This is a genomic window from Confluentibacter sediminis (genome assembly GCF_003258355.1).
In the GTDB taxonomy this organism is placed as follows: domain Bacteria; phylum Bacteroidota; class Bacteroidia; order Flavobacteriales; family Flavobacteriaceae; genus Confluentibacter; species Confluentibacter sediminis.
In genome coordinates this window covers 147,994-170,728 of the sequence record NZ_QKPO01000011.1, presented here as the reverse complement: position 1 = coordinate 170,728, position 22,735 = coordinate 147,994, and the positions used below count along the sequence as shown (strand labels likewise).

Below are 22,735 nucleotides of genomic sequence, written 5' to 3'. Positions count from 1 at the left end.
TTTAGTTGTTTTTTAAAATAATTTCTGCGTTACTAATCCAAACGCTTTGTCCGTAAACATCATTTTCAAATAACAGACCTTCCTCCTGTGGATATTGCCATGCGTCACCATTATAATTATAGTCACCATAATGAACATACTCGTGCAAAATAGTTACGCCAATTAGAAATGCAAATGCATTCGCTAAATTTGAATTTGGTGTTGTATTTTCTAATTGATTTACTAAATCAATGTCTAAATATAAGCTATTTGGATCAGTGCTTTTTTTGAATTTACCATATGGAGAACCCAGTTGTTCTATTCTTATAGTTGGTCCATTTCCCCATTTTAGATGATCTTCAATTTCAGTGGTTGTTAGATTTGTGTATTTTTTAATTGCATTTATAATAGTGCTATTGCCGTTTATAGTTGGCAACTGATTTTTTAGATATTCTGTAAGTTTAGGATATTGAGTTGCATAATTACTATTTGGAGGATATTTTACAAAAGGAAAAGCAGTAACTAAAGTGTTGTCTACTCCAGAATCAACGATTTCATTACCAAATGCTTTAGCTTCAGGAGCAACATTTCCCTGAGCGTCTGCATTGGCAGTTAAATAATTGTCTATGCTCAATATTTGGTATAGGGTCGCTTCTGTATTTAACCATACAGATTCTGATGACCTTAAGCTTATGCCCAACCTGCCCAATATACTTACACTCAAATCCCCAACGTTAACGCCTATTTCTCCCTCTATTTCCGCACAGTCTATTTGTGATTTAGAGGTACTGGATTGTTTGTCCAAATGGTCATCCGGCTCCCATGCAATAAATGTCATAATCCTTGTTGAAGAACCGCCACCGCCAAAAAATGTGGTAACTGTAAGACTAATAAGGCTTCCTTGTGAATTATAGTAGCCGGTAATTGAGACTCCAGTTATTGAGGTAGATGATGAGATAGACACGTTGACCGCGTATTGTGAATAACCTTGGCTTGTTAATGCATTTACAGGAAATTGCTCATCCCTCACGGTATCTTGGTATGATGTGCTGCCGGCTGTGCCACCATAGGTATTAAAGTCAAGCCTATAACTTTCCCCATATTCATATGGTGCATAATCATAGGCATTGGGGTCTGTTTTTAATGGATGGTCATTAGGTATGTCATAAAAATCCCCATTACCGCCATTGCCCGTATTGTCAATTCCCGTTTCTTGTACACAGTCACTTGTTGTTGAACTGCTTTTGCTTAATATCCCACTGGAGTCCTTAAAAAACGCATTAAAGGACATTATGTACTGTTTTCCCTTAAAATAACGGAAGTCTTTATCGTTCATTAAAAATGCATCCAATGCATCATCGTCCACAACATATTTAATGACATAGGGCGACCTTAATTTCCCTTTCGCGTCCTCATTTACTATCAAATTGTAAAACTCGTTCAATGGGGCATGTTCTACCGTTATGCTAAAAGAATAGTTTGTAATGGACTCTTTGTTCTTGGCTTTTAAGATTCGCTTTATATCTATATAGGACTTTTTATAATTAATCCCTTTATTGGAAGATGTCTTGCTTAATGATGAAATGCCCGTGAAAGCGGTTATGGCATCTATCACTTCGGGCACATCCGATTCGGTAACATAGCCGACGGTTGTTCCCGTTCCGTGAACTTTTGCCTCTTCTCTTACCGTATTTTCAAGAATATCTTTGTTACAGCTAAAAAGCATTATGAACGCCACCAAAATGTAGGCGCCCCGTTTTGAATGGGTTTTTTGAATTAATTTCATGAGCATAAATTATGTGGGTTGGTTATTTAAATCTTTATGCTATTAATAATTTAGAGAGGGGATTGCTATACCGTAAACTTAAAAACAATATTTTATTTTCTTACACAAAAATTGTCTCAATTTATGTAATTCATCAAAAAAGCATAATTATGGTTGTGGGAAAACCGTAATGGGTGGCGTCTATAATAAATTTTAAAGACTAAAAATCTTTAATTGGTTTAAAATAATATGTCTAGCTTTATTATTTAACTCTTTCGTGTCTTTAATGTCCAATCCTTCCGTTGGTAAAAATTCATGGACTTTAACACGCATCCTGCCTGGGCTTCCACTAAAAAAAGAAAAAGGAAACCGTTGTTTGTTATCAGGAAACGTTAATGGTACGATGGGTATTTTATGATTAATGGCCAACCTAAAAGCACCATCTTTAAAGTCATCCAATTCTACATGTTCATCCGGCACACCGCCTTCAGGAAAAATACAAATGCTCAATCCGGATTTCAATCGCCGCTGTGCTCTTAAAAAAACAGCCTTTCTGCTTTTTTCAGACGTTCTATCGACTAAAATACAAGTACGCTTATAGAAAAAACCAAATAATGGGATTTTAGCTAATTCCGCTTTACCAACAAACACAAATGGATTTTTTATGACAACCAACATGAGCATAATGTCAGTCATAGATGTATGGTTAGCAATAAACATATAACTTTTATGTTTTTCCGGGGTCTGTTCGCTTTTAATAAGCCAGTGAAAGCCCATACCAATTAAAATAATTTTTGCCCAAATTCGAGCTATTCTAAAAAAGAATGGATACCAAGATTCTTTTAAAATAGAAATAAAAAGAATCGGAAAAGCAATGAATATGGGGCTCGCTACTAGTATATAAAACCAAATACGGTACAATAGCCAAAAGATATATTTAAAAATTTTCATGCAAATCAAAAATACACAATTGTATCGAGCTATTTTACTAAAACAATTACCTTTGCTTTTTAGTTTAATTAAAAGATTCCTGCTGAAGTTTATCTTGAGCAGAGCTGAAAAGGCAAGAAATATTATGGCAAGAATACTTACTGGCATACAAAGTACGGGCACACCGCATTTAGGAAACATTTTAGGCGCAATTTTACCAGCAATAGACATGGCGAACAATCCTGAAAATGATTCGTTTTTATTTATTGCCAATTTACATACTTTAACGCAGATTAAGGATGCCGAAATGTTAAGACAAAACACTTATTCGGTAGCTGCTACTTGGTTAGCTTTTGGATTGGACATTGAAAAAACCGTATTTTATAGACAGAGTGATATTCCACAAGTAACCGAATTATCTTGGTATTTAAGTTGCTTTTTTCCTTACCAGCGTTTAACACTGGCTCACGGTTTCAAAGATAAAGCCGATAGATTGGAAGATGTCAATTCTGGGTTGTTTTTCTATCCCATGCTTATGGCCGCCGATATTTTATTGTATGATGCTGAAATTATTCCCGTTGGTAAAGACCAATTGCAACATATTGAAATGACACGCGATGTGGCATCTCGTTTTCATGCAAAAATGGGAGATGTTTTTGTTCTTCCAGAAGGAAAAATTGAAGAAAACATCATGCTTATTCCTGGTACAGATGGTGAAAAAATGAGTAAAAGTAGAGATAATACCATCAATATTTTTTTAGATGATAAAAAACTACGCAAGAAAATCATGTCGATCGAAACCGATAGCACACCACTCGAAGAACCAAAAGATTGGAAAACCTGCAACTGTTTTGCTTTATATAAATTATTAGCGCATGATGAGCAAATAAAAACCATGAAAGCCAATTACGAAAATGGCAATTATGGTTATGGTCATGCCAAACAAGCTTTGTTTGAATTAATTGTTGAAAAATTTGCAGTGCAACGCGAACGTTATAATTACTACATGAATAACCTCAACGAGATTGATGCCGCATTAACTGTAGGTGCTGAAAAAGCGAAATTGGTTGCAGATAGTGTATTGAAAAGAGTTAGAGAAAAAGTAGGATATTAATTTTTTATTCCGCCTGCGCAGGAAATCGAAGATTCGACGAAGTCAATGACAATCCTAAACAACCTCAAACAATTTCCCTGGTAAAGGTCTGACAACCCCTTTAAGTTCCATGTTTAATAATAGGCTTGCAACTTTAAAAATAGGTATTTGACATTCTATAGCAATCACATCTAATTGTTGCTTATTGTTTTCTTTTAGGTAATTGTAAATCGACTTTTCACTATCGTCTAACTCAACAAACAATTGTTTTTGAACGGTTGGTTTTATGGCTTCTTCTAACTGCCAATTCAACATATAAGGCACATCAAATGGGTTAGTGAGCATGTGTGCTTTTTGATACTTTATTAAATTATTGCAACCAGAACTTTGTATATCTGTTGTTCTTCCCGGAACTGCAAACACATCCCTATTATAAGAATTAGCGATATCGGCAGTTACTAGGCTTCCTCCTTTTTCAGCAGATTCTATCACAATAGTAGCCTCGCTTAGCCCCGCAATAATTCTATTTCGCTTTAAAAAATTATTTTTATCAAAGGTATCGCTACTCCAAAAGTCGGTAAAAAATCCACCATTTCTTTCCATGGTTACCATGTACTTTTTATGAACTTTGGGATAAATTTGATTTAACCCATGAGCCAAACAGCCTATGGTTTGTAAATTGTGTTTAATAGCAGCTTTATGAGCTGTAATATCTGTACCGTAAGCGAATCCAGAAACAATAACTGGATTATAAATCGCTAGTTTTTCAACTAAATCTTCACAAAAAGCCATGCCACTAGTGGTAATTTTTCTTGAACCAACAATACTAATTATTCTCTGTTTTTTTAAATGAATTGCTCCCGCTTGAAATAACAAAATAGGCCCATCAATACAATGCTTTAGTTTTTCTGGATATTCTTCATCTTTAAAATAAGACACTTGAATGTTATTGTTGTTTATAAAATCAATCTCTTTTTCGGCTTCCTTTAAATGGTACGATTTAAATAATTCTCCTACAATAACACTTCCAATACCATCAATTTTAAGCAGATTTTGCTTTTTCTCCTTTAAAACAATTTCAGCAGAACCACAATGATGTATCAATCGTTTCGCTATGATATCACCAATATTCGGTACATGTTGTAACGCTAAATTGTAAAGCAAATCGGTTTCGGTCACTGTAAAGTTTTGAATTTGAACATAAATAAAAGAATTTTTATTCTGTTAATAAATACTTACGTCTAAATTTTATCTACAAGTATAATTTTTTAACTTTGTTTTATGCAATTAGAAACCTACATAAGCGATTTACTTTACAGATATGAATGTGTTACTGTTCCTGAATTTGGAGCTTTTTTAACACAGAGAGTAACAGCATTTATTGATGACTCCAATAACACTTTTTATGCCCCAAAAAAAGTGTTATCATTTAATGAACAAATTCAAAAAAACGATGGCTTGTTGGCTCATTATATTGCCGATGTAGAAAAAATTCCTTTTGAAGTTGCGATTCAAAAAATAGAAACTCGCGTAAAAAGTTTAAAAGATAGCTTAACACAAGGAAAGACTGTTACTTTTGATAATATTGGTGAGTTAAACTTTAATAATGAAGGAAAAATTCTGTTTCAACCATCTTATCGTTTAAACTACTTGACAGAAGCCTTTGGTCTATCTCAATTTGTCTCTCCTGCTATCACGAGAGACGAATACAAAACAGAGGTTGAAAACTTAGAAAAAGTTATTCCTATTACAATTACCCAAGAAAAACGTAAATCCAGACCTTATTTAAAATATGCTGCCGTTGCGTTAATTGCTTTGACTGTTGGTGGTTTTGCTGCCTCAAACTATTATGTTAATGACATTGAAACTTATAACGAAATAGCTCAAGAAAAAGCCGCTCAACAATTAGATACTAAAATTCAACAGGCTACTTTCACCTTAAATACGCTTCCGGCTATTACACTAAACGTTACCAAACAATCTGGAAATTACCATATTGTTGCTGGTGCTTTTAGAGTTGAAGAGAATTCAGATAAAAAAGTTGAACAACTAAAAGCTTTAGGATATAATGCTCGAAAAATTGGTGTTAACAAATATGGATTGCACGTGGTGGTTTATGCTAGTTATGAAGATAGACTAGAAGCACTTAATGCATTAAGAACCATTAAAAAAGAAAACAACCAAGATGCTTGGTTAGAAGTTAAAGAATTGGATTAGTTTTAGCTTAAATTTTATTTCTTAATATGTAACTTTGCTTTTTCAAAAATTATTGAATGCAAGCAAAAACTCCCGAACACTCAAAAACAACCCTTACCGATGTGGTTTTACCCGGTGAAACCAACGCCTTAAACAGCTTATTTGGTGGCGAATTGCTCGCTCGTATGGACAGAGCGGCCAGTATTTCCGCGAGTAGACATTGTCGGCATATAGTGGTTACAGCTTCGGTTAATCATGTTGCTTTTTCAAAACCTATCCCTCTTGGTAGTGTTGTAACTGTTGAAGCCAAAGTATCTCGCGCTTTTAAAACGTCTATGGAAGTTTATATTGATGTTTGGATTGAAGATAGGGAGTCTGGTGAGAAATCTAAAGCTAACGAGGGGATTTATACTTTTGTTGCTGTTGATGAAGCAGGAAGGCCTTTAAGTGTTCCAGAATTAATTCCAGAAACAGATTTAGAAAAAAAGCGTTTTGAAGCTGCCTTACGAAGAAAAGAATTGAGCCTGGTGTTGGCAGGCAAAATGAAGCCTCATGATGCTATTGCTTTAAAGGCATTGTTTTTGAATAGCTAATCTTAAATTAAAGTAGAAGAAAGATTCCTGTTTTTTTGCAGGAAATCGAAGATTCGGATGAAGGCTATGACAGAAACTACATTTTATAAATCCAAGAATTTGGATTTTCAGTTTTAGCCTCTTTAAAAACAATGAAGCTTAAAACGGTTTCTCCATCAATTGAGTTTGTAAAAACTTCGCCTATAGGCTGTTTTGTAGTCACCTTGTCCCCTTCTTTAACGTAAACTTTCGAAAGATTTTTATATGCAGTAAAGTAATTACCGTGGCGAATCATTACAAAAGGGTTGGCATTTTTAATAAAAACGATTCTATACACTTCTCCATTAAATACAGCCCTCGCTTTTGCGCCTTTTTCAGTCGCAATACGAACACCATTGCTTTGTATCATTACCGACTTGTCTATTGGGCTTGGTTGCGTTCCATAACCAAGGGTCACATAGCCTTTTTCAACCGGCCAGGGCAATTTGCCTTTATTAGAAACAAAACTTGCTGCTAGAACTTTTTCTTCAGCTGTTAATGCAAAGCTAGTGGAACTGGTTGCTGTTGTATTTCCTGCTTTTTTATTAGAACTTACTATAGCTGCTTTAATAATATTTTCTATTTCTCGATCAATTCTCTCTGCTTCGCGTTGTTTTTCTCTAATTTGAGCAGTAAATAAGTTGATGTTTTTCTTAATAGCGGTCATTAAATCTTGATGGTCTGATCGTTCTTTCTCTAAGGTTTTTTGAAGTTCTCTATTTTCAGCTATTAAATCTTGCTTGTTTTTCTTTTGGTTTAATAAATTCTTATTTACTTGTTGAAGTTCTTGTGTTTTAACCTTTATCGCTTCTCCTTGCTCCTTTTGATGGTTTGAATATTGTTTAATGTATTGTAACCGCTTGTATGCTTGCTTAAAATCGTCCGAAGACAATAAAAACATGATTCTACTTTGTTGATTTTTGCTTTTATATGATTTTACAATCATAGCGGCATAATCTTCTTTCAAGCCTTTTAATTCGTTACGAAGATTCGTGATTTTTTTTTGGTTATTATTAATATCCCGCGTTAATAAATTGGTTTGTTGATTGGTAACTTTTATCAAATTATTAATCACACTAATTTTATAATTAAAATCTTGAATAAGAGACAACTGCGACTTTTGCTTCGATTTGTTTTCGGCTTGTAACTGGCTTATTTTTTGAATTTCTCGTCGTAATTCTTGTCGGCGGGCCTCCAGTTCTGCTTGTTTATTATTTTGTGAAAAAACAAAAACACTACTCAATAAAGCGATAAGGAGTACAGGTAATTTTATTATGTTTTTATAGTGTATCATTTAAGTTTTATTTCATCGAAACCAGATGGAATAGAAAAGGGAAACCTTAAATCTTCGTTCAAAGATACAGATTTGAATTCGAGTTCTGCAATCATTTCTTTATTCGCTTCTACTGCGATAATTTTAATATTTTCTGGAAGCGACTGCTTGTGGACTTCTTGATAGGTTAAATAATCAATTTGCAAATGTCTGAACTTCTTAGGTTGAGAAATTTGTTGTGACTTCAATTTAAAATGTGATGGACTTAATATATAAAATATTTCAAAAAGCTGTGGTTGTTGTTTTGGTTGAAGCACGTACAATTCATCTATAACGGATAGATTATAAATTTCGTTCTTTAAACCAAACAAAGCTTCTCCAAGCAATAAGTTTTGAAGTTTTTTAAAGTCTAATTCTGTCCCTATTAAATCGCTTAAATATTTATAATTTCCATCAAAATAAGTGTTATCTAATTTATTGTAAAAACTTACTTTTTCGGGCGTTATCATGGCTCTAATGACTGAAAACGCAGAGTTTATCCAAATAACCTCATCCTTTTTCATTCTGAAAGTTACTGAATGGGTTTGTTCGTTATCATCTGAAGTATAGGAGATTTTAAGTTTCGCTTGTAAGGTTTTAAAATCTGGTGATTGCCTCTCATTTTCTTTTATAAGTTGCTTTGAAGATAAACTTAAATTGGCTTCTCCGGATGCTATTCTCTTGGTCGTTTTACAACTTGTAATAAAAACAAGAGTAAGTAATAAAATACCGAATATATGGGTACGTTTTTTCAAATGACTAGGATGTTTAATTTTGAGTTTCTAATTGTTTGGCTTTATCACTAAACGATTTTGCTTTCGCCGTATTGTTTAACAGTGTATAAGCTATACTTAATTGGCTATAAAAATCTGTTTCTAATTTGTGGTCATCTATAATCCACTCTAATCCAGATTCTAATACTTCAGCCGCTTTTTTAGGCTCTTTTAATTCATTTAAGGCCACACCACTTACTAAATAACAAATAGGTTGGGAAGGGAATTTTTCTATCGCTTTATTGCTTTTTTCATTGGCTTCTTTATACTGTTTCAAGTCCAAATGAAGCAGTAATACATTTTTCAAAATACTTAAATTATCTTGATCTAATTTTAAGGCTTCTTCAAAATATTTTAGAGCATTGGCTTTGTCGTTTTTCGCTAAATAATATTGACCGAGTTCTAAAAATGATTTTTCTGTATTTTGGTCGCCAATTAAGCTTGTTGCTTCTACTAAATCTGACTCGTATTCAGGATTGTTTTTTACAAAATCAACAAAATCGGCTAAAACTTTAAGTTTCGCTTCTGGTCTTATCTCGTTGCTTCTAACAACAATTTTCATAGACTCAATGGCTTTTTCAGTATCGTTTTGTTCTAAATAAAACTTATATAATGCCAAATGAACTATTTGAGAGTTTGGGTTTATTTTTAGTAATTCCTTCGCTGTTTCAAAAGCTTTATCCTGTTCATTATTTTCACTATATCTAAAAATAAGAGCAATATAATTAGACTCTTTATCTGGATTGTTATCAATACGTGCTTCTAAATTTTTTATTTGATCGTCTTTTCTGCCTGTAACCTCATAAATACGATTTCTCATCATATCTCGAGACATTGTTATACCAAATTCAGAATCTAATTCATCTAGAATTTTTAAAGCTTCATCAAATTCTTTGGTTTTAAAATATAAACCTGCTAAATCCTCTTTATAATCTGGATGATATTTTACTAATTGTTTTACTGTTTTAATGGCTTTATCATAATCATTTTGCTCTATATAAAATTGGTATAGTGCATCTAAATACCACTCGTTGCTTGGGTCTTTATCTACGGCTTCTTTTAAAGCGTCTTCAGCAGAGCCAAAATTTTTAAGCTTATTGTAGTTTTTACCTAATTCGTAATATACTACTGGAATCGATTTATCTAATGTTTTACATTTTAAGAGGGCGTCAATAGATCTCTCATAATTTTCAATTCCTTTTTGCTTGAGAGCTTCAAAAAAGTATTCTTGAAATTGATCATCTACATCTCCTAAATCGTCCGTTGGTTTTTTATTAAGATCTCCTTGGGAATAGTTATACACCGGAAACAATAATGCTCCGAAAACTAAAAAAATTATGTAGATGTTTTGTTTCATAAAATATGTGATATGCTTCACATTTGTTGACAGGACAAATATTATTCCAAAATAGAATAATCGCCAATACTAACACTTGTAAAATTACCATTGTATTGCACATGATTACCAATCATGGCACTGTCTAAATTAGCATTTTTAATAGTAGTGTATGTTTGTATTAAACTATTTTTAACAGTTGAATTTTCTACCAAACAACCTTCTCCTATAGACACATTAGGACCTATAGTCGTGTTTTTTAAAACAACATGGTCTCCGATAAAACAAGGTTCGATGATTTTTGAATTTTCGAGTTTAACCGATGCCGCTATTAATTGCTCTTCACCATCAGCTTTTAAAAAGCTTAACATTTTAGTGTTGGTTTCTAAAGTGATGGCTTTGTTGCCACAATCCATCCACTCATCTACGGTTCCTGTTTTAAATACTTTCCCTTCAGCCATCATACGCTTAATACCATCATTAATTTGATATTCGCCGCCGTTCATAACGTTTTCATTTAAAACGTCTTGTAGTTTATCTTTTAAAACGGCAACATCTTTAAAATAATATATGCCTATAACGGCTTGGTCGCTAATAAAGTTTTTAGGCTTTTCAACCAATTCGATTATTTCTTGTTTATCATTTAATTCAACAACGCCATAAGCTTCTGGATTATCCACTTGTTTTGTCCAAATCACACTATCTGCAGTTGGATCTAAATCAAATTCTGCCCTAATGAGCGTATCTGCATAAGCGATAACTGCAGGGCCTGATAATGATGGTTTGGCACACATAATAGCGTGCCCCGTACCTAATGGTTGATCTTGACGATAAATAGACGCTTTAGCACCTAAATCGAATGCTAATTTTTTTAAACTTTCAACAACATCTTCTCCAAACCAAGCAGGGTCGCCTAAAACAAAAGCAATTTCTTCAATAGGTTGTTTTAAAACTTTGGCAATATCTTTTACTAATCTGTGTACAATAGGTTGTCCAGCCACCGGAATTAATGGTTTAGGAACTGTAATACTATGCGGTCTCAAACGAGAACCACGTCCTGCCATAGGCACTATTATTTTCATACTTTAAAAGTTGATTCGTTTATTTGTTACGATGTTTATTTATTTTCCAAAATTCAAATTGTTTCCTTTATCAATCAAAAATCGTTAATAGGGATTCGTCAATCACTTAACTCCCGTACTCCCAAAGCCCCCTTCACCTCGAGAAGTTTCAGATAATTCTTTTACTTCAATCCATTCTGCGCGTTCATGTTTTGCAATCACTAATTGAGCAATACGCTCTCCGTTTTCTATGATAAAATCTTCATTAGATAAATTCACTAAAATAACCCCAATTTCGCCTCTGTAATCAGCATCAACAGTTCCTGGAGCATTTAAAACGGTAATTCCTTTTTTAGCTGCCAATCCGCTACGTGGTCGCACTTGTGCTTCAAAACCAATAGGCAACTCAATAAACAAACCTGTTTTTACAATGGTTCGTTCTAATGGTTTTAATATAATTGACTCTGTTAAATGGGCTCTTAAATCCATTCCAGCAGACGCAATGGTTTCGTAATTTGGTAAGGAATGATTGGATTTATTGATTATTTTTATTTGCATCTTATCGTTTTAATAATTTCTTTAATTCGTTTCTTTCGAAGAAAACACTTAGTCCCAAAAATAACAAAACTATAAAGGTATTAATATAATAATTGGTGTTTGTGTTTAGGCTGATAATAGATAATACAATTGATAATACTAGATACCCTAATATACTTTTAAGGTCGTAAGGAACACAATAATACTTTTGTCCAATTACATATGACAATATCATCATTACTCCATAGGCAGCTAAAGTCGCCCAAGCAGCAGCTATAAACCCTATTTTTTCAATCATTATCACATTAAAAATTATTGTGATAACAGCCCCAACAATTGATAAATACATACCATATATTGTTTTATCTGTTAATTTATACCAAATACCTAAATTGAAATAAATTCCCAAGCATAAATTAGCAATTAATACAATTGGCACTATGGTAATAGCTTGCCAATAACTTTCGTCTTTAACTAATGCTATTTTAAATATGTCTAAATACGATATAATAAAAACCAACATAAAACTCCCTACTATTACAAAATACTTCATGATTAAAGCATATGTTTCTTTGGCGTTTATCTCTTTAGAATGTGAAAAGAAAAAGGGCTCTGCACCCAATCTAAAGGCTTGAATAAAAATGGTCATGAACATAGCAATTTTATAACACCCACTATAAGCACCGTTTATGTCCTTACCAAGTAAATAAGGAAGTATCCACTTATCAAAATTTTCGTTAATAACATATGCCAATCCAGCCACCATTATTGGCCATCCATAGTTCAATAGTTGTTTTAAAACACCTATACTAAACTCTAATTTAGTTTTAAAGAAATACGGAATTAGCATTAAAAAAGTCACTATACTCGCTATTAAATTCGCTATAAAGATATATTGAACTAAATCTGATTTATCATAACCAGGAAAATCAATATTAAATTTTGGAATGGCCCAAAGGAAAAAATAATTAAGAATTACATAAATTATAATATTAGCGATTTTAATAGCAGCAAACTTAATCGGCCTACCCGTAGCTCTTAAATATGCAAAGGGAGCCACCACAATCGTGTCTAAGACTAATAATCCGACTAATATTTTAAAATATTTTGGCGAAATATTTAACCATAAGGAAAGTTGTTGGGTAAATGTTAAAACAAGTACTAAAAATATAAATGTGCTTATAATTAAGCTTATAAATGTGGTAGAAAAAACCTTTTCTTTTTCGTTTGATTTATTAAAAAACCTAAAAAAAGATGTTTCCATTCCATAGGTTAATAAAACATTGAAAAAAGCGGCATATACGTAAAAAGTGGTATTATCAGAATAGCTAGTCGTTTCTAAATTACCAGTATGTAGAGGAACTAATATAAAGTTCATTAGACGAGGTAAAACAGTCGCTAAACCATAAATAATGGTGTCTTTAAAAAACTTTTTTAATACGCTCAAGGCATTGCTTATTTATCTTGCTAAAAATACGTTTTTAGCCCATACAAAGCAAAGATAAGTTATTGAATGCAATTGATATTTAAGGATACAATTGTCTTTCTTTTTGAGTAACATGTTCTATTTTTAAATACTTTATAACATTATCTTCTTTATAACTTACAATGCATTCGTCATCCTCAGGCTTAATCGATGATGTTTCAGGAAGCTTTGGCACCTCATTTCCATATTCGGCATAAGGCTCATGACTCATAATAATATCTTGTTTTTTAATAATCAGTGTTTTAAATATGCCGATAAACATATTATTTTTATATTCAAGTTTTGTTTGTTTGCCTTGAAAGTAAACGCTATCCAACAAAATGTTTTTAGGGTTTGATTTCATGGTAATGAAAATATTTATATTAGAACCCAATTCTTGATAATAGATTTCTCCTATTTTAAACGGCAAGTTCTTTTGTAGCCTTTTAGAACTTGAACATTGATAAAAACTTGCCATAATGAACAGCATGAAAAGAAAAGTAATTATGTTTTTAAATGTTTTCATCTATAATGGAAATTAATAACAATTTCATTTCAAAAGTAATGCCAGAAAAAAAGCCTCACTTTTCAAGTGAGGCTTGGTATTTTTAAATGCTAAAACTAGTTTAACATGATTATTTAATTATTCAAAGCCTCTGCACCGCCAACAATCTCTAAGATTTCGTTAGTAATAGCTGCCTGACGTGCTTTATTATAAGTTAATTTAAGTTGATCTCTTAACTCAGTTGCATTATCTGTTGCTTTGTGCATAGCGGTCATACGAGCGCCATGTTCACTAGCAAAAGAATCTCTTATTCCCTTATAAAGTTGCGTTTTTAAAGATTTTGGTATTAATTGCTCAACGATTTCAATTTTTGATGGCTCAAAAATGTAATCTGCATTCACATTTACATCTCTTTTTATTGGAACGATTGGTAAAAATTGCTCGGTAATAACTTCTTGAGTTGCTGCATTTTTAAATTTATTATAAACAATCTCAATTTTATCAAACTCTCCTGCTACGAATTTATCCATTAACATTTGAGCAATATCAGCAACATTATCAAATGTTAAATCATCAAGAATATGACTTTTATTCGCGATAATCTTATTGGTTTTTTTAAAGGCATCATTGGCTTTTTTACCAATAGCCACATAAGAAACCTCTTGATTAGCATAGGTTTTAGTGGTTAACCTACTAACTTCTTTAATAATATTTGAATTAAAAGCACCTGCTAAACCTCTGTTGGAAGTAATGGCCACAATTAAAACTTTTTTTACCTCGCGTTGAGTAGAAAATTTACTTCCAGAATCTGCATCTAAAGTCGCACTTAAATTTTGTAAAAGTTCTGTTAGCTTATCTGCATAAGGACGCATTGCTGTAATAGCATCTTGTGCTTTTTTTAACTTTGCAGCCGATACCATTTTCATGGCACTGGTTATCTGCATCGTTGAAGATACCGATGATATTCTGTTACGTATTTCTTTTAAATTTGCCATAGTTCAAATTATGAATTATAAATTATGAATCATGAATTTTTAATAATTGAAACTAAAAGTTTAATTAGAACTTCACAATCCTCTCTAAGCTTTGGTGGCACTTGGTAAATATTTGTTTCTTCTATAACGTCCAACCAAAATGATGTCTCATCTGCTTCTTTAAGAGCAATTCCTAATTTATTTTTAAAATCTTTTGTACTTTACACCTCTTTGAGATTCTCTCACATTAGCACCAACACTAGTGCCTGATTTTAGTAGCTGATTTGCTATTTCAAAAAACCGCTTTTCTTTGAGTTCTTCAGCGTAAACAACTATATCACAAGCAAAATAAAAACTTTTATCTACTATAGCATTACCGCTTTTTTTAAAACTCATAATTCAGAATTCTAAATCCTTAATTCAGAATTAGCTTTTGTATTTTGCTGATAATTCTTTTGCTACAACTGTTAGGGTATCTGTAACTTCGTCGGTTAATTTACCCGCTTTTAAGTCCGCTAAAATATTGTTGTGTTTTGCTCTTAAGAATTCTAAATAATCTCTTTCAAATTCTTTTACTTTTTCAACAGGAACATCTCTTAGCAAGTTTTTAGAACCTGCATAAATAATTGCAATTTGATCTTCTACTGTAAATGGATCATTTTGAGCCTGTTTTAAAATCTCAACATTACGTTTCCCTTTGTTGATTACATTTAATGTAACTGCATCAAGGTCAGAACCAAATTTAGCAAATGCTTCTAACTCGCGATATTGTGCTTGATCTAATTTTAATGTACCAGCTACTTTTTTCATGGATTTAATCTGTGCATTACCTCCAACACGAGATACCGAAATACCTACGTTAATCGCTGGACGTACACCTGAATTGAATAAATCTCCATCTAAGAAAATCTGTCCATCCGTAATCGAAATTACGTTTGTTGGAATATATGCAGAAACGTCTCCTGCTTGTGTTTCAATGATTGGTAAAGCTGTTAATGAACCTCCTCCTTTAACAATAGATTTTAATGCATCTGGAAGGTCGTTCATATTTTTAGCAATATCATCATTGTTGATGATTTTTGCAGCACGTTCTAATAAACGAGAGTGTAAATAGAAAACGTCTCCAGGATATGCCTCACGCCCTGGTGGACGACGTAATAATAAAGACACCTCACGGTAAGCCACCGCTTGTTTTGATAAATCATCATAGATAATTAAAGCGGGACGCCCAGTGTCTCTAAAATATTCTCCAATAGATGCCCCAGAAAATGGTGCGTATACTTGCATCGCTGCAGGATCTGATGCATTAGCAGCTACAATAGTAGTATAAGCTAAAGCTCCTTTTTCTTCTAATGTTTTAGCAATTAAAGCTACGGTTGATGCTTTTTGACCAACAGCAACATATATACAAAATACAGGTTCACCTGCATCGTAAAATTCTTTTTGATTTAAGATGGTATCAATACAAACAGCTGTTTTACCTGTTTGACGGTCGCCAATAACCAACTCACGTTGACCACGACCAACAGGAATCATCGCATCAATAGATTTAATACCTGTTTGTAATGGCTCGGTAACTGGCTCACGGAAAATAACCCCTGGAGCTTTACGCTCTAGCGGCATCTCATAAGTTTTACCAGAAATAGGACCTTTACCATCAATTGGATTTCCTAATGTATCAACTACACGTCCAACGATACCTTCTCCAACTTTAATAGAAGCAATACGAGAGGTGCGTTTTACTATAGATCCTTCTTTAACACCTATTGAAGCTCCTAACAATACAATACCAACATTATCTTCTTCAAGATTTAGTACAATACCTTCTAAGCCGCCTTCAAATTCAACTAACTCTCCATATTGAGCATTAGCTAATCCGTAAGCACGTACAATACCATCACCTACGGTTAATACAGTTCCTACTTCATCTAATGAAGCACTTGCTTCAAAACCTGATAGTTGCTTTTTTAAGATTGCTGATATTTCAGCTGGTTTTACTTCTGCCATCTTTTATTTATTAGATATTAGACATTAGACTTAGATGTAAGACATCTTTCGTTTAACTCTTTATTTTAATTTAATATAAATTCTCTTTTTAATTTACTTAGTTGGTTTGCAATACTTGCATTATATTGAATATCTCCAATACGTAAAATGAATCCACCAATAATGCTTTCATCTATAACATTTTCTACTTCAATATCTTTACCAGTTAGCTCTTTAGCCTTTACTAATACTTTCTTTTTCAAATCATCTGTTAAAGGAACAGCGGTAGTTACTGTAGCTAATTCTATACCTTTAGATTCGTCAAATAACTGATTGTATCTTTCTGCAACATCACTAAAAATATCAATTCTGTTATTACTAATTAAAGTATCTATTAAATTTAATATTGCTTTATTAGAATTTTTGAAAACTTCTAATAAAACAGATTTTTTTACAGATGAACTTACCACAGGACTTTTAAGCACATCGCGTAAATCTTTACTTTGTGCAATAGTATTAGCTATAAGTTTCATCTCCGTATTTACAGCTTCTGCTGTTTTTTCATCTGAAGCTAAACTTAAAACTGCTTTTGCATAACGTATTGCTGCTCTTGATCCTGCCATAATTCTTAATTAAAGGTTGTTTCACCTAACATAGACTCAACCAATTTTAATTGCTTGTCTTTACTAGATAATTCTTCTCTCACAACTTTCTCTGCTATTTCAATAGATAAGTTGGCCACTTGATTTTTTAACTCGGCAATAGCTGCTTTCTTTTCGCTTTCAATAGCCGCCTGTGCTTGTTCTATTATTTTATTAGCTTGATTTTGAGCTTCCCCTTTAGCATCTTCAATCATTTTCGCTTTCAAATCTCTCGCTTCTTTAAGCATGGCTTCTCTTTCCATTCTAGCCTCTTGCAATAACTTTTGGTTATCCGCTTGCAGGTTTTGCATTTCTAATTTTGCCTTTTCAGCAGATTTCAATGCCTCATCTATTCCAGTTTCTCTTTTTTCAACGGCATCAAGAATAGGTTTCCAAGCAAATTTCCTTAAAAGCAACACCAATCCAACAAACAATACTAATTGCCAAAAAAACAATCCTATTGAAAACTCATTAATTAACTTTTCCATTTATATCTATGTTTTTAATAAATATTAAATTAAAAACAACTTTAACCAACCGTTAAAGTTGTTTTTTGCTTTTTACGCTGCAAATAAAGCAGCAAATCCAATACCTTCAATAAGTGCCGCTGCAATAAGCATAGCCGTTTGAATTTTTCCAGAAGCTTCTGGTTGACGTGCGATAGCATCCATTGCTGATCCACCAATTTTACCAATACCTAAACCAGCACCAATAACGATTAAACCTGCTCCTACAATAGTTGGAATTTCCATAATATATATATTAAAAAATTAAACACTCACTTTTAGTGGTCGGCATGATGTTCTTCAACCGCAGACCCAAAATACAATGCCGATAACATTGTGAAAATATATGCTTGTAAAGCAGCCACCAACAGCTCCAACAAAGATAAAGCAAATGCTAAACCAAATGACAATGAGCTACCTAGCCAGTTTTTAAAGATAAACATTAAACCAATAATACTCATTAAAACAATATGCCCTGCTGTAATATTTGCATACAAACGAATCAATAATGAGAACGGTTTAATTAATGTACCTAGTAATTCTATAGGTGCCAAAATAATCTTCATTGGCCATGGCACACCTGGCATCCAAAAAATATGCCCCCAATAGTTTTTATTGGCCGTGAATGTTGTTATAATATAAGTCAACAAAGCCAATGCTAGTGTTACAGCAATATTATTTGTGACGTTAACCCCAAGTGGTGTTAAACCTAGTAAGTTAATAATCCAAATAAAGAAAAATACCGTTAACAAAAAACTCATGTAACGCTTATAATGTTTCTTACCTATATTTGGAATCGCAATATCATCTCTTATGTAGAGTACAATTGGTTCTAAAAACCTTCCAACACCAACTGGAATTGCATTACCTCTTTTATACTTTTTGGCCATACTGGCAAACATAGCAAACATGAGGAAACCAATAATAAAAATGGTAAACACGTTTTTTGTAATAGAAAAATCTAAAGGTTTTTCATTGATTGGATGATGTTCTTCATTATAATCTATTGTTCCTGAAGCATCGGTTTTATAAATTTTACCGTGATACGATTTATAAAAATTTCCATCGACTTCGGCAACCGCCTCACCATGATGTAATTTAGAAGATGAAAATATTCTTAAACCACCATCCCATAAAATAACTGGTAATGGAAAACTAATGTGTTTAACTTCTCCTGATTCTGCTTCATAAGAAAACAGACTGAAGTCATAAGAATCCTTTAAATGGTGTTGAATGTATTCCTTTATTTCTGTTTTTTTATCAGGTTTTGCCTCAATGTGCTCTACCTCTTCCTGTCCATAGAAAAAAAAGGTTGACAAAAACAGTAATAATGTTATTGGTTTTAAAGATATTTTTCTTCGCATATTACTCTAACTAATAGTGGCTTAAAAATCGCTGCAAAGGTAGGTTTTTATGTCAAAAACAAAAATAATTTTATGTTTTATTTCAAGGCTAATATTTAACCCTTTTTTCTAGGGCATTATTCCATATTGTTCAACCATTTGCTAAGGCTTATGGTTTCTAGAAACAAGCCTATTATATAAGGTATAAAAAAAGCAGCAAATTCTAATCTAGAGATATCATTATCCAACTTATAAAAAGGATAAAAGAAGATGAAAAACACAGTAAATTTCAGAGCACTTCCCACCAAAAACAAAAAGCCCAGTTGGCTTTTATATTTTCTTTTTAATAAATAAAGCATCCCAAAAACAGCTATAATTAAAAATAAGTTTGCAATATATGAAGCAATTATTCTGTCGTTAAACAAAGGGTATGCTAAAACGTTTAAAACTGTTATGTGTATGATAAACGCACTTCCCAAAACAACAAATGCCTTTATTGTAAAGCTAAAAAAAGGGTTGTTCATTTAATATTTAATTCGATTGACTTGCTGAATGACCACATAAAGAGAAATGGCAACTCCTAAAAGGGTAGTAATAATGATGAATAATTTATCTCCATGATGAAATTTGGCATCTAACCATCTACCTAAAATAACAAATAAGTAAATAGTAATACCCATTTGAATTGCTATACCAGTAAGTACAGCCAGGTTTTTAAGCTGTTTTCCCGGTTTCTGGTTTTCTTTCTTCACTTTTATTCATTTCTTTAACTGAACCTTTCATAACACAGGTTACATTAAAGGTAGCTCCTGGCTCTACCGCCAATTTTCCAGCAACTACTTCACCTTCAATATGTGCCGATGCTTTTAATGTTAATGTACCCGAAAGCGCCAATTTACCTGAAAATTTACCTTCAAAATAAGCATCTGTACCTTGTAATGTTCCTTTAATAACACCCGATTTACCAACGACCACTTTTCCGTTTGTTTTTATATTTCCCTCTACAATACCATCTATTCTAAAATCGCCTTCACTATTAAAATCACCAATAATTTTAGTGCCTTGTGAGATAATGTTTTGATTGGATGTGTTTTCCACCATTTTTCTTTCTTTTTTGTTGTCAGAGAACATATTATATTGTTTATTTATTAGCCCTGTTTAAATACATATCTAAATTCTTATGAATTTGTATGGTTTGATAGTTTGCAGATGAGATTGCAAAGTATGGTTCTTTTATTTTTTTCTTATCTTCTTTAGTTAATAATTGATCAAAGGTTTTTGCTACTTGTTCATTTTTAAAACCATGAACAATCACAAAAGTGGTATCTTTATTATAAACATCTTTTGATGAACTTAACTTATAATATTTTATTTTACTTAATATGGTATCTAAAGTAGTTTTAAAGTTATTTATATGTTCTTTTTTTGAATTATCAAAGCTAAAAACCACTTTAAAATTATTTGCAACACTATCTGGTTGAAAATCTTTATTTACAATTTTAGGCAATACCTGCCCTTCTATATCTTGAGCCTGTTTGCCTTCGGCTGTGTTAGCATAGGTAATGGCCACATAATTTATAGCTTTAGCATACGCATCATAGCCATACAAACGCCCGGAAGCTGTCGCTTTTAATAGTTCGAGTTTGGGTACTATGGGTTCTCCATCAAAAATATTGATGTATTCTTCTGCTTTAGATATGACCTCATCATAATCTTGATTGTCAAGTTTCTCATAAAGGGCTTCATACAAACTTTCCGGACTATTTTCATCTTTGGCAGAAGCCAATTCTGGATTACTTAAAATGGTAGCATATCTAGATTCTGGATAATTTGAAATGATATCATTTTTTGCAATATTAGCTTCATCATTTTCGCCTAAAAGCTCGTAAATTTTATACAGGTTATATTTTGATGGCAATATCAATCGGTCTTCTGGATTACTTTTTAGTAAATTTTCAAATCTTCTTTTGGACAATTCGTATTCCTTGAATTTTTCTTTGTAAATCAATCCTAATTGATAATATGCATAATTACGTTCTCTAGAAATACTATCAATGTCTTTTTCTTCGGAAGGAATTTTAGACATATAAAATTGAGGATCGAATACCTCGTTTTCGGTAGCCGAAGCGATAACATCTTTAGCTACAACATCTGTATTTGAATTTGATACATTTTTAGTAGACCATCTCCAATCATCTTCTAAAGCTCTGTCTCCCCAAATTTTAATAAACTCGTTTTTGCCATAAGCAACTGTTGTTGGATTATAAAAATAAAAAGAGGCAGCTTGGGCCGGTGTGCTTCCCACTCTTGATGGAGCGTTATTACTACTATTAGTATTTAGAGTTATTAAACCGTTATTTCGTTCTAAAGCATCCTCGTTTTCTTTTTGCTTTTCTGATTGAATTTTAAGTTTTTCTACAAAAGTTTCAAAATAAACCAATCTATCTGCCTCTGGTAAATTAACAAGATTTAAAATACTATCATTGGTTTGGGCAATACTTTCATAATAAATAACATCTTCCAGATTATCTCTTTTTCGCTTAATGGTTCTATATTCTTTAGAGTCTTGAGCCAATTTGCCCATAGTGCTATCATAATATTCGCCGGCATCTCTGTAAAGTGATTTATCAAAATTCATGTCGCCAAGAATTTCATAATTACGAGCCATTAATATTTGATCTTCGGAATTTGTACGCAAAGATTTATTATAATAGGTTTTAGCTAAAACTTCAGCATTGGTTTTGCGATAAAACTCTGCTATTTGGTGATATATTTTATCAAGGAACGGTCTATTTTCTCTATTTTCTTCAAGTTTTGTGAGGAATTCCAATAACTCAACTTTATCGCCTTTCTCGTAATCGAAGTTTTTAATTTTTTCTATTTCAGCACTTATCAAATAAATGCGGGGGATTTTTCGGTTTAACTCTATCACCTTATCAAAAGCATAAACCGCACTATCTTTAAGACCTAAAGCATTGTATAACTGTCCTTGTATAAACCGATAGCGACCTCTCTCATCGCTTTTTTTAGTAGCATTGGCCGCAATTCCTAATTCTGTGATAGCGCTATCAACCGATTTTGTATTAATATAAGCCTGAGCTAAAATGGAAGTGGCGTCTGCTAAGTCCTGATTTTCTAAAACTTCTTGCTCTAATAGACGTTTTAGGTTTTTTATGGCAAGCTCATCATTTTCTAAACGGATGTTGGCTTTCTCTCTCCAAATTTTTGCTTGATTTATTTTATCACTTGCTGGATATTTGTAAAGGATATAATTGAAAGCTTCTAATGCTGGCACAAAACGCTGATCAAAATATCTAGCTTTTCCTAATAACAAATAAGCTTCATCAATTTGAGGGTTTTTCTCTTTGCCATCAATGTTCATTCCATGGGTTTGAACCGCTTTGACAGCCTTCTCTTCCGCTCTTCCAAAACTTTCGTTCTTAGATTGCCCAGGAAGCACAACGTCTTCAAAAACTTCCATGCGCTCTATGGGAAGAATGTCCCAATAATTATCAAAATAACTTTCGTTAAGACGGGTTCTGCCTTCTTCTAAAGCATTATAACCATTATAAAGCGTGTTGTATTCTGCTGTTACAGCATGAAAATTACGGCTAATAAATTTGTCTTTTTTTCTTGAACAACTTGTTACAACAAAAATAGAACAGCCGAGAATTAGTATCCCTTTAAAAAATGTTTTCAATCCCCTATTGTTAGTCATATAA

General features: G+C 32.7%; 25 protein-coding genes. 3 read left to right on the top strand and 22 right to left on the bottom strand.

Annotated features, from left to right (window positions below):
• Window position 1: 1 nt before the first annotated feature.
• Both DKT72_RS10985 and DKT72_RS10980 read right to left on the bottom strand, forming a co-directional pair.
• Window positions 2-1,765, bottom strand: a complete 1,764-nt coding sequence (locus tag DKT72_RS10985) for a hypothetical protein (protein ID WP_162623300.1) — start codon at window positions 1,763-1,765, stop codon at window positions 2-4.
• Window positions 1,766-1,957: 192 nt separating this feature from the next.
• On the bottom strand, window positions 1,958-2,695 hold the full coding sequence (locus tag DKT72_RS10980; protein WP_111308785.1) for a lysophospholipid acyltransferase family protein: 738 nt from the start codon (window positions 2,693-2,695) through the stop codon (window positions 1,958-1,960).
• Between the two features lie 124 nt (window positions 2,696-2,819).
• Here DKT72_RS10980 and trpS point away from each other — a divergent pair, with 124 nt between their 5' ends.
• Window positions 2,820-3,788, top strand: a complete 969-nt coding sequence (trpS, locus tag DKT72_RS10975; protein ID WP_111308843.1) for a tryptophan--tRNA ligase — start codon at window positions 2,820-2,822, stop codon at window positions 3,786-3,788.
• Window positions 3,789-3,842: 54 nt separating this feature from the next.
• Here trpS and dprA read toward each other — a convergent pair whose 3' ends face one another.
• Window positions 3,843-4,946, bottom strand: a complete 1,104-nt coding sequence (gene dprA / locus DKT72_RS10970; protein WP_111308784.1) for a DNA-processing protein DprA — start codon at window positions 4,944-4,946, stop codon at window positions 3,843-3,845.
• 102 nt (window positions 4,947-5,048) lie between these two features.
• Here dprA and DKT72_RS10965 point away from each other — a divergent pair, with 102 nt between their 5' ends.
• The gene (locus DKT72_RS10965; protein WP_111308783.1) at window positions 5,049-5,984 is read left to right on the top strand and encodes an HU domain-containing protein; all 936 of its coding nucleotides are present in this window, start codon (window positions 5,049-5,051) and stop codon (window positions 5,982-5,984) included.
• A 56-nt stretch (window positions 5,985-6,040) separates the two neighbouring features.
• Window positions 6,041-6,556: an acyl-CoA thioesterase gene (locus DKT72_RS10960; RefSeq protein ID WP_111308782.1), complete on the top strand. Its 516-nt coding sequence runs from the start codon at window positions 6,041-6,043 to the stop codon at window positions 6,554-6,556.
• Window positions 6,557-6,632: 76 nt separating this feature from the next.
• On the opposite strand, the gene DKT72_RS10955 is transcribed toward DKT72_RS10960, so the two are convergent.
• The 19 genes from DKT72_RS10955 to porW form a co-directional block, all read right to left on the bottom strand.
• Window positions 6,633-7,868: a murein hydrolase activator EnvC family protein gene (locus DKT72_RS10955; protein WP_111308781.1), complete on the bottom strand. Its 1,236-nt coding sequence runs from the start codon at window positions 7,866-7,868 to the stop codon at window positions 6,633-6,635.
• On the bottom strand, window positions 7,865-8,641 hold the full coding sequence (lolB1, locus tag DKT72_RS10950) for a lipoprotein insertase outer membrane protein LolB1 (RefSeq protein ID WP_111308780.1): 777 nt from the start codon (window positions 8,639-8,641) through the stop codon (window positions 7,865-7,867). Before lolB1 ends, DKT72_RS10955 begins: the two co-directional genes overlap by 4 nt.
• Window positions 8,642-8,654: 13 nt before the next feature.
• Window positions 8,655-10,016 (bottom strand): tetratricopeptide repeat protein, encoded by a 1,362-nt coding sequence (locus tag DKT72_RS10945; RefSeq protein WP_111308779.1) that lies wholly within the window; start codon window positions 10,014-10,016, stop codon window positions 8,655-8,657.
• Window positions 10,017-10,057: 41 nt separating this feature from the next.
• Window positions 10,058-11,077, bottom strand: coding sequence for a sugar phosphate nucleotidyltransferase (locus tag DKT72_RS10940; protein ID WP_111308778.1), 1,020 nt, complete (start codon window positions 11,075-11,077; stop codon window positions 10,058-10,060).
• A 102-nt stretch (window positions 11,078-11,179) separates the two neighbouring features.
• Entirely contained in the window at window positions 11,180-11,614 is a 435-nt protein-coding gene (gene dut / locus DKT72_RS10935; RefSeq protein WP_111308777.1) for a dUTP diphosphatase, read from the bottom strand.
• A gap of 1 nt (window position 11,615) precedes the next feature.
• Window positions 11,616-13,040: a lipopolysaccharide biosynthesis protein gene (locus tag DKT72_RS10930; protein WP_111308776.1), complete on the bottom strand. Its 1,425-nt coding sequence runs from the start codon at window positions 13,038-13,040 to the stop codon at window positions 11,616-11,618.
• A gap of 79 nt (window positions 13,041-13,119) precedes the next feature.
• Window positions 13,120-13,584: a hypothetical protein gene (locus DKT72_RS10925; protein WP_111308775.1), complete on the bottom strand. Its 465-nt coding sequence runs from the start codon at window positions 13,582-13,584 to the stop codon at window positions 13,120-13,122.
• Window positions 13,585-13,697: 113 nt separating this feature from the next.
• Window positions 13,698-14,558: an ATP synthase F1 subunit gamma gene (gene atpG / locus DKT72_RS10920; RefSeq protein ID WP_111308774.1), complete on the bottom strand. Its 861-nt coding sequence runs from the start codon at window positions 14,556-14,558 to the stop codon at window positions 13,698-13,700.
• Window positions 14,559-14,587: 29 nt separating this feature from the next.
• Window positions 14,588-14,728 (bottom strand): four helix bundle protein, encoded by a 141-nt coding sequence (locus tag DKT72_RS18680; protein WP_317048437.1) that lies wholly within the window; start codon window positions 14,726-14,728, stop codon window positions 14,588-14,590.
• A gap of 13 nt (window positions 14,729-14,741) precedes the next feature.
• Window positions 14,742-14,933 carry a four helix bundle protein gene (locus DKT72_RS18675; RefSeq protein ID WP_317048436.1) on the bottom strand — a complete coding sequence of 64 codons (192 nt, stop codon included), beginning with the start codon at window positions 14,931-14,933 and terminating at the stop codon, window positions 14,742-14,744.
• Between the two features lie 30 nt (window positions 14,934-14,963).
• Complete coding sequence (gene atpA / locus DKT72_RS10910) at window positions 14,964-16,544, bottom strand: F0F1 ATP synthase subunit alpha (RefSeq protein ID WP_111308773.1); 1,581 nt, start codon at window positions 16,542-16,544, stop codon at window positions 14,964-14,966.
• A gap of 65 nt (window positions 16,545-16,609) precedes the next feature.
• A complete protein-coding gene (gene atpH, locus DKT72_RS10905; RefSeq protein WP_111308772.1) occupies window positions 16,610-17,146 on the bottom strand; it encodes an ATP synthase F1 subunit delta in 537 nt (178 codons plus the stop codon).
• A 5-nt stretch (window positions 17,147-17,151) separates the two neighbouring features.
• Window positions 17,152-17,652, bottom strand: coding sequence for a F0F1 ATP synthase subunit B (locus tag DKT72_RS10900; protein WP_111308771.1), 501 nt, complete (start codon window positions 17,650-17,652; stop codon window positions 17,152-17,154).
• Window positions 17,653-17,724: 72 nt separating this feature from the next.
• The gene (gene atpE, locus DKT72_RS10895; protein WP_126161628.1) at window positions 17,725-17,916 is read right to left on the bottom strand and encodes an ATP synthase F0 subunit C; all 192 of its coding nucleotides are present in this window, start codon (window positions 17,914-17,916) and stop codon (window positions 17,725-17,727) included.
• A gap of 32 nt (window positions 17,917-17,948) precedes the next feature.
• On the bottom strand, window positions 17,949-19,034 hold the full coding sequence (atpB, locus tag DKT72_RS10890) for a F0F1 ATP synthase subunit A (RefSeq protein ID WP_111308769.1): 1,086 nt from the start codon (window positions 19,032-19,034) through the stop codon (window positions 17,949-17,951).
• A gap of 116 nt (window positions 19,035-19,150) precedes the next feature.
• Window positions 19,151-19,537: a hypothetical protein gene (locus tag DKT72_RS10885; RefSeq protein ID WP_111308768.1), complete on the bottom strand. Its 387-nt coding sequence runs from the start codon at window positions 19,535-19,537 to the stop codon at window positions 19,151-19,153.
• The gene (locus DKT72_RS10880; RefSeq protein ID WP_262510073.1) at window positions 19,538-19,765 is read right to left on the bottom strand and encodes an AtpZ/AtpI family protein; all 228 of its coding nucleotides are present in this window, start codon (window positions 19,763-19,765) and stop codon (window positions 19,538-19,540) included. It abuts the gene before it with no gap.
• Window positions 19,728-20,144: a bactofilin family protein gene (locus DKT72_RS10875; protein WP_111308766.1), complete on the bottom strand. Its 417-nt coding sequence runs from the start codon at window positions 20,142-20,144 to the stop codon at window positions 19,728-19,730. The genes DKT72_RS10880 and DKT72_RS10875 overlap by 38 nt, the downstream gene beginning before the upstream one ends.
• 10 nt (window positions 20,145-20,154) lie before the next feature.
• Complete coding sequence (gene porW, locus DKT72_RS10870; protein ID WP_111308842.1) at window positions 20,155-22,713, bottom strand: type IX secretion system periplasmic lipoprotein PorW/SprE; 2,559 nt, start codon at window positions 22,711-22,713, stop codon at window positions 20,155-20,157.
• Between the last annotated feature and the right edge of the window lie 22 nt (window positions 22,714-22,735).

Bases quoted from the DNA above. Each gene is read 5' to 3' on its own strand.
- DKT72_RS10985 (WP_162623300.1), bottom strand. From the start codon at position 1,765: ATGAAATTAATTCAAAAAACCCATTCAAAACGGGGCGCCTACATTTTG.
- DKT72_RS10980 (WP_111308785.1), bottom strand. From the start codon at position 2,695: ATGAAAATTTTTAAATATATCTTTTGGCTATTGTACCGTATTTGGTTT.
- trpS (WP_111308843.1), top strand. From the start codon at position 2,820: ATGGCAAGAATACTTACTGGCATACAAAGTACGGGCACACCGCATTTA.
- DKT72_RS10965 (WP_111308783.1), top strand. From the start codon at position 5,049: ATGCAATTAGAAACCTACATAAGCGATTTACTTTACAGATATGAATGT.
- DKT72_RS10960 (WP_111308782.1), top strand. From the start codon at position 6,041: ATGCAAGCAAAAACTCCCGAACACTCAAAAACAACCCTTACCGATGTG.
- DKT72_RS10955 (WP_111308781.1), bottom strand. From the start codon at position 7,868: ATGATACACTATAAAAACATAATAAAATTACCTGTACTCCTTATCGCT.
- DKT72_RS10945 (WP_111308779.1), bottom strand. From the start codon at position 10,016: ATGAAACAAAACATCTACATAATTTTTTTAGTTTTCGGAGCATTATTG.
- DKT72_RS10940 (WP_111308778.1), bottom strand. From the start codon at position 11,077: ATGAAAATAATAGTGCCTATGGCAGGACGTGGTTCTCGTTTGAGACCG.
- dut (WP_111308777.1), bottom strand. From the start codon at position 11,614: ATGCAAATAAAAATAATCAATAAATCCAATCATTCCTTACCAAATTAC.
- DKT72_RS10925 (WP_111308775.1), bottom strand. From the start codon at position 13,584: ATGAAAACATTTAAAAACATAATTACTTTTCTTTTCATGCTGTTCATT.
- atpG (WP_111308774.1), bottom strand. From the start codon at position 14,558: ATGGCAAATTTAAAAGAAATACGTAACAGAATATCATCGGTATCTTCA.
- DKT72_RS18675 (WP_317048436.1), bottom strand. From the start codon at position 14,933: ATGAGTTTTAAAAAAAGCGGTAATGCTATAGTAGATAAAAGTTTTTAT.
- atpA (WP_111308773.1), bottom strand. From the start codon at position 16,544: ATGGCAGAAGTAAAACCAGCTGAAATATCAGCAATCTTAAAAAAGCAA.
- atpH (WP_111308772.1), bottom strand. From the start codon at position 17,146: ATGGCAGGATCAAGAGCAGCAATACGTTATGCAAAAGCAGTTTTAAGT.
- DKT72_RS10900 (WP_111308771.1), bottom strand. From the start codon at position 17,652: ATGGAAAAGTTAATTAATGAGTTTTCAATAGGATTGTTTTTTTGGCAA.
- atpE (WP_126161628.1), bottom strand. From the start codon at position 17,916: ATGGAAATTCCAACTATTGTAGGAGCAGGTTTAATCGTTATTGGTGCT.
- atpB (WP_111308769.1), bottom strand. From the start codon at position 19,034: ATGCGAAGAAAAATATCTTTAAAACCAATAACATTATTACTGTTTTTG.
- DKT72_RS10885 (WP_111308768.1), bottom strand. From the start codon at position 19,537: ATGAACAACCCTTTTTTTAGCTTTACAATAAAGGCATTTGTTGTTTTG.
- DKT72_RS10875 (WP_111308766.1), bottom strand. From the start codon at position 20,144: ATGTTCTCTGACAACAAAAAAGAAAGAAAAATGGTGGAAAACACATCC.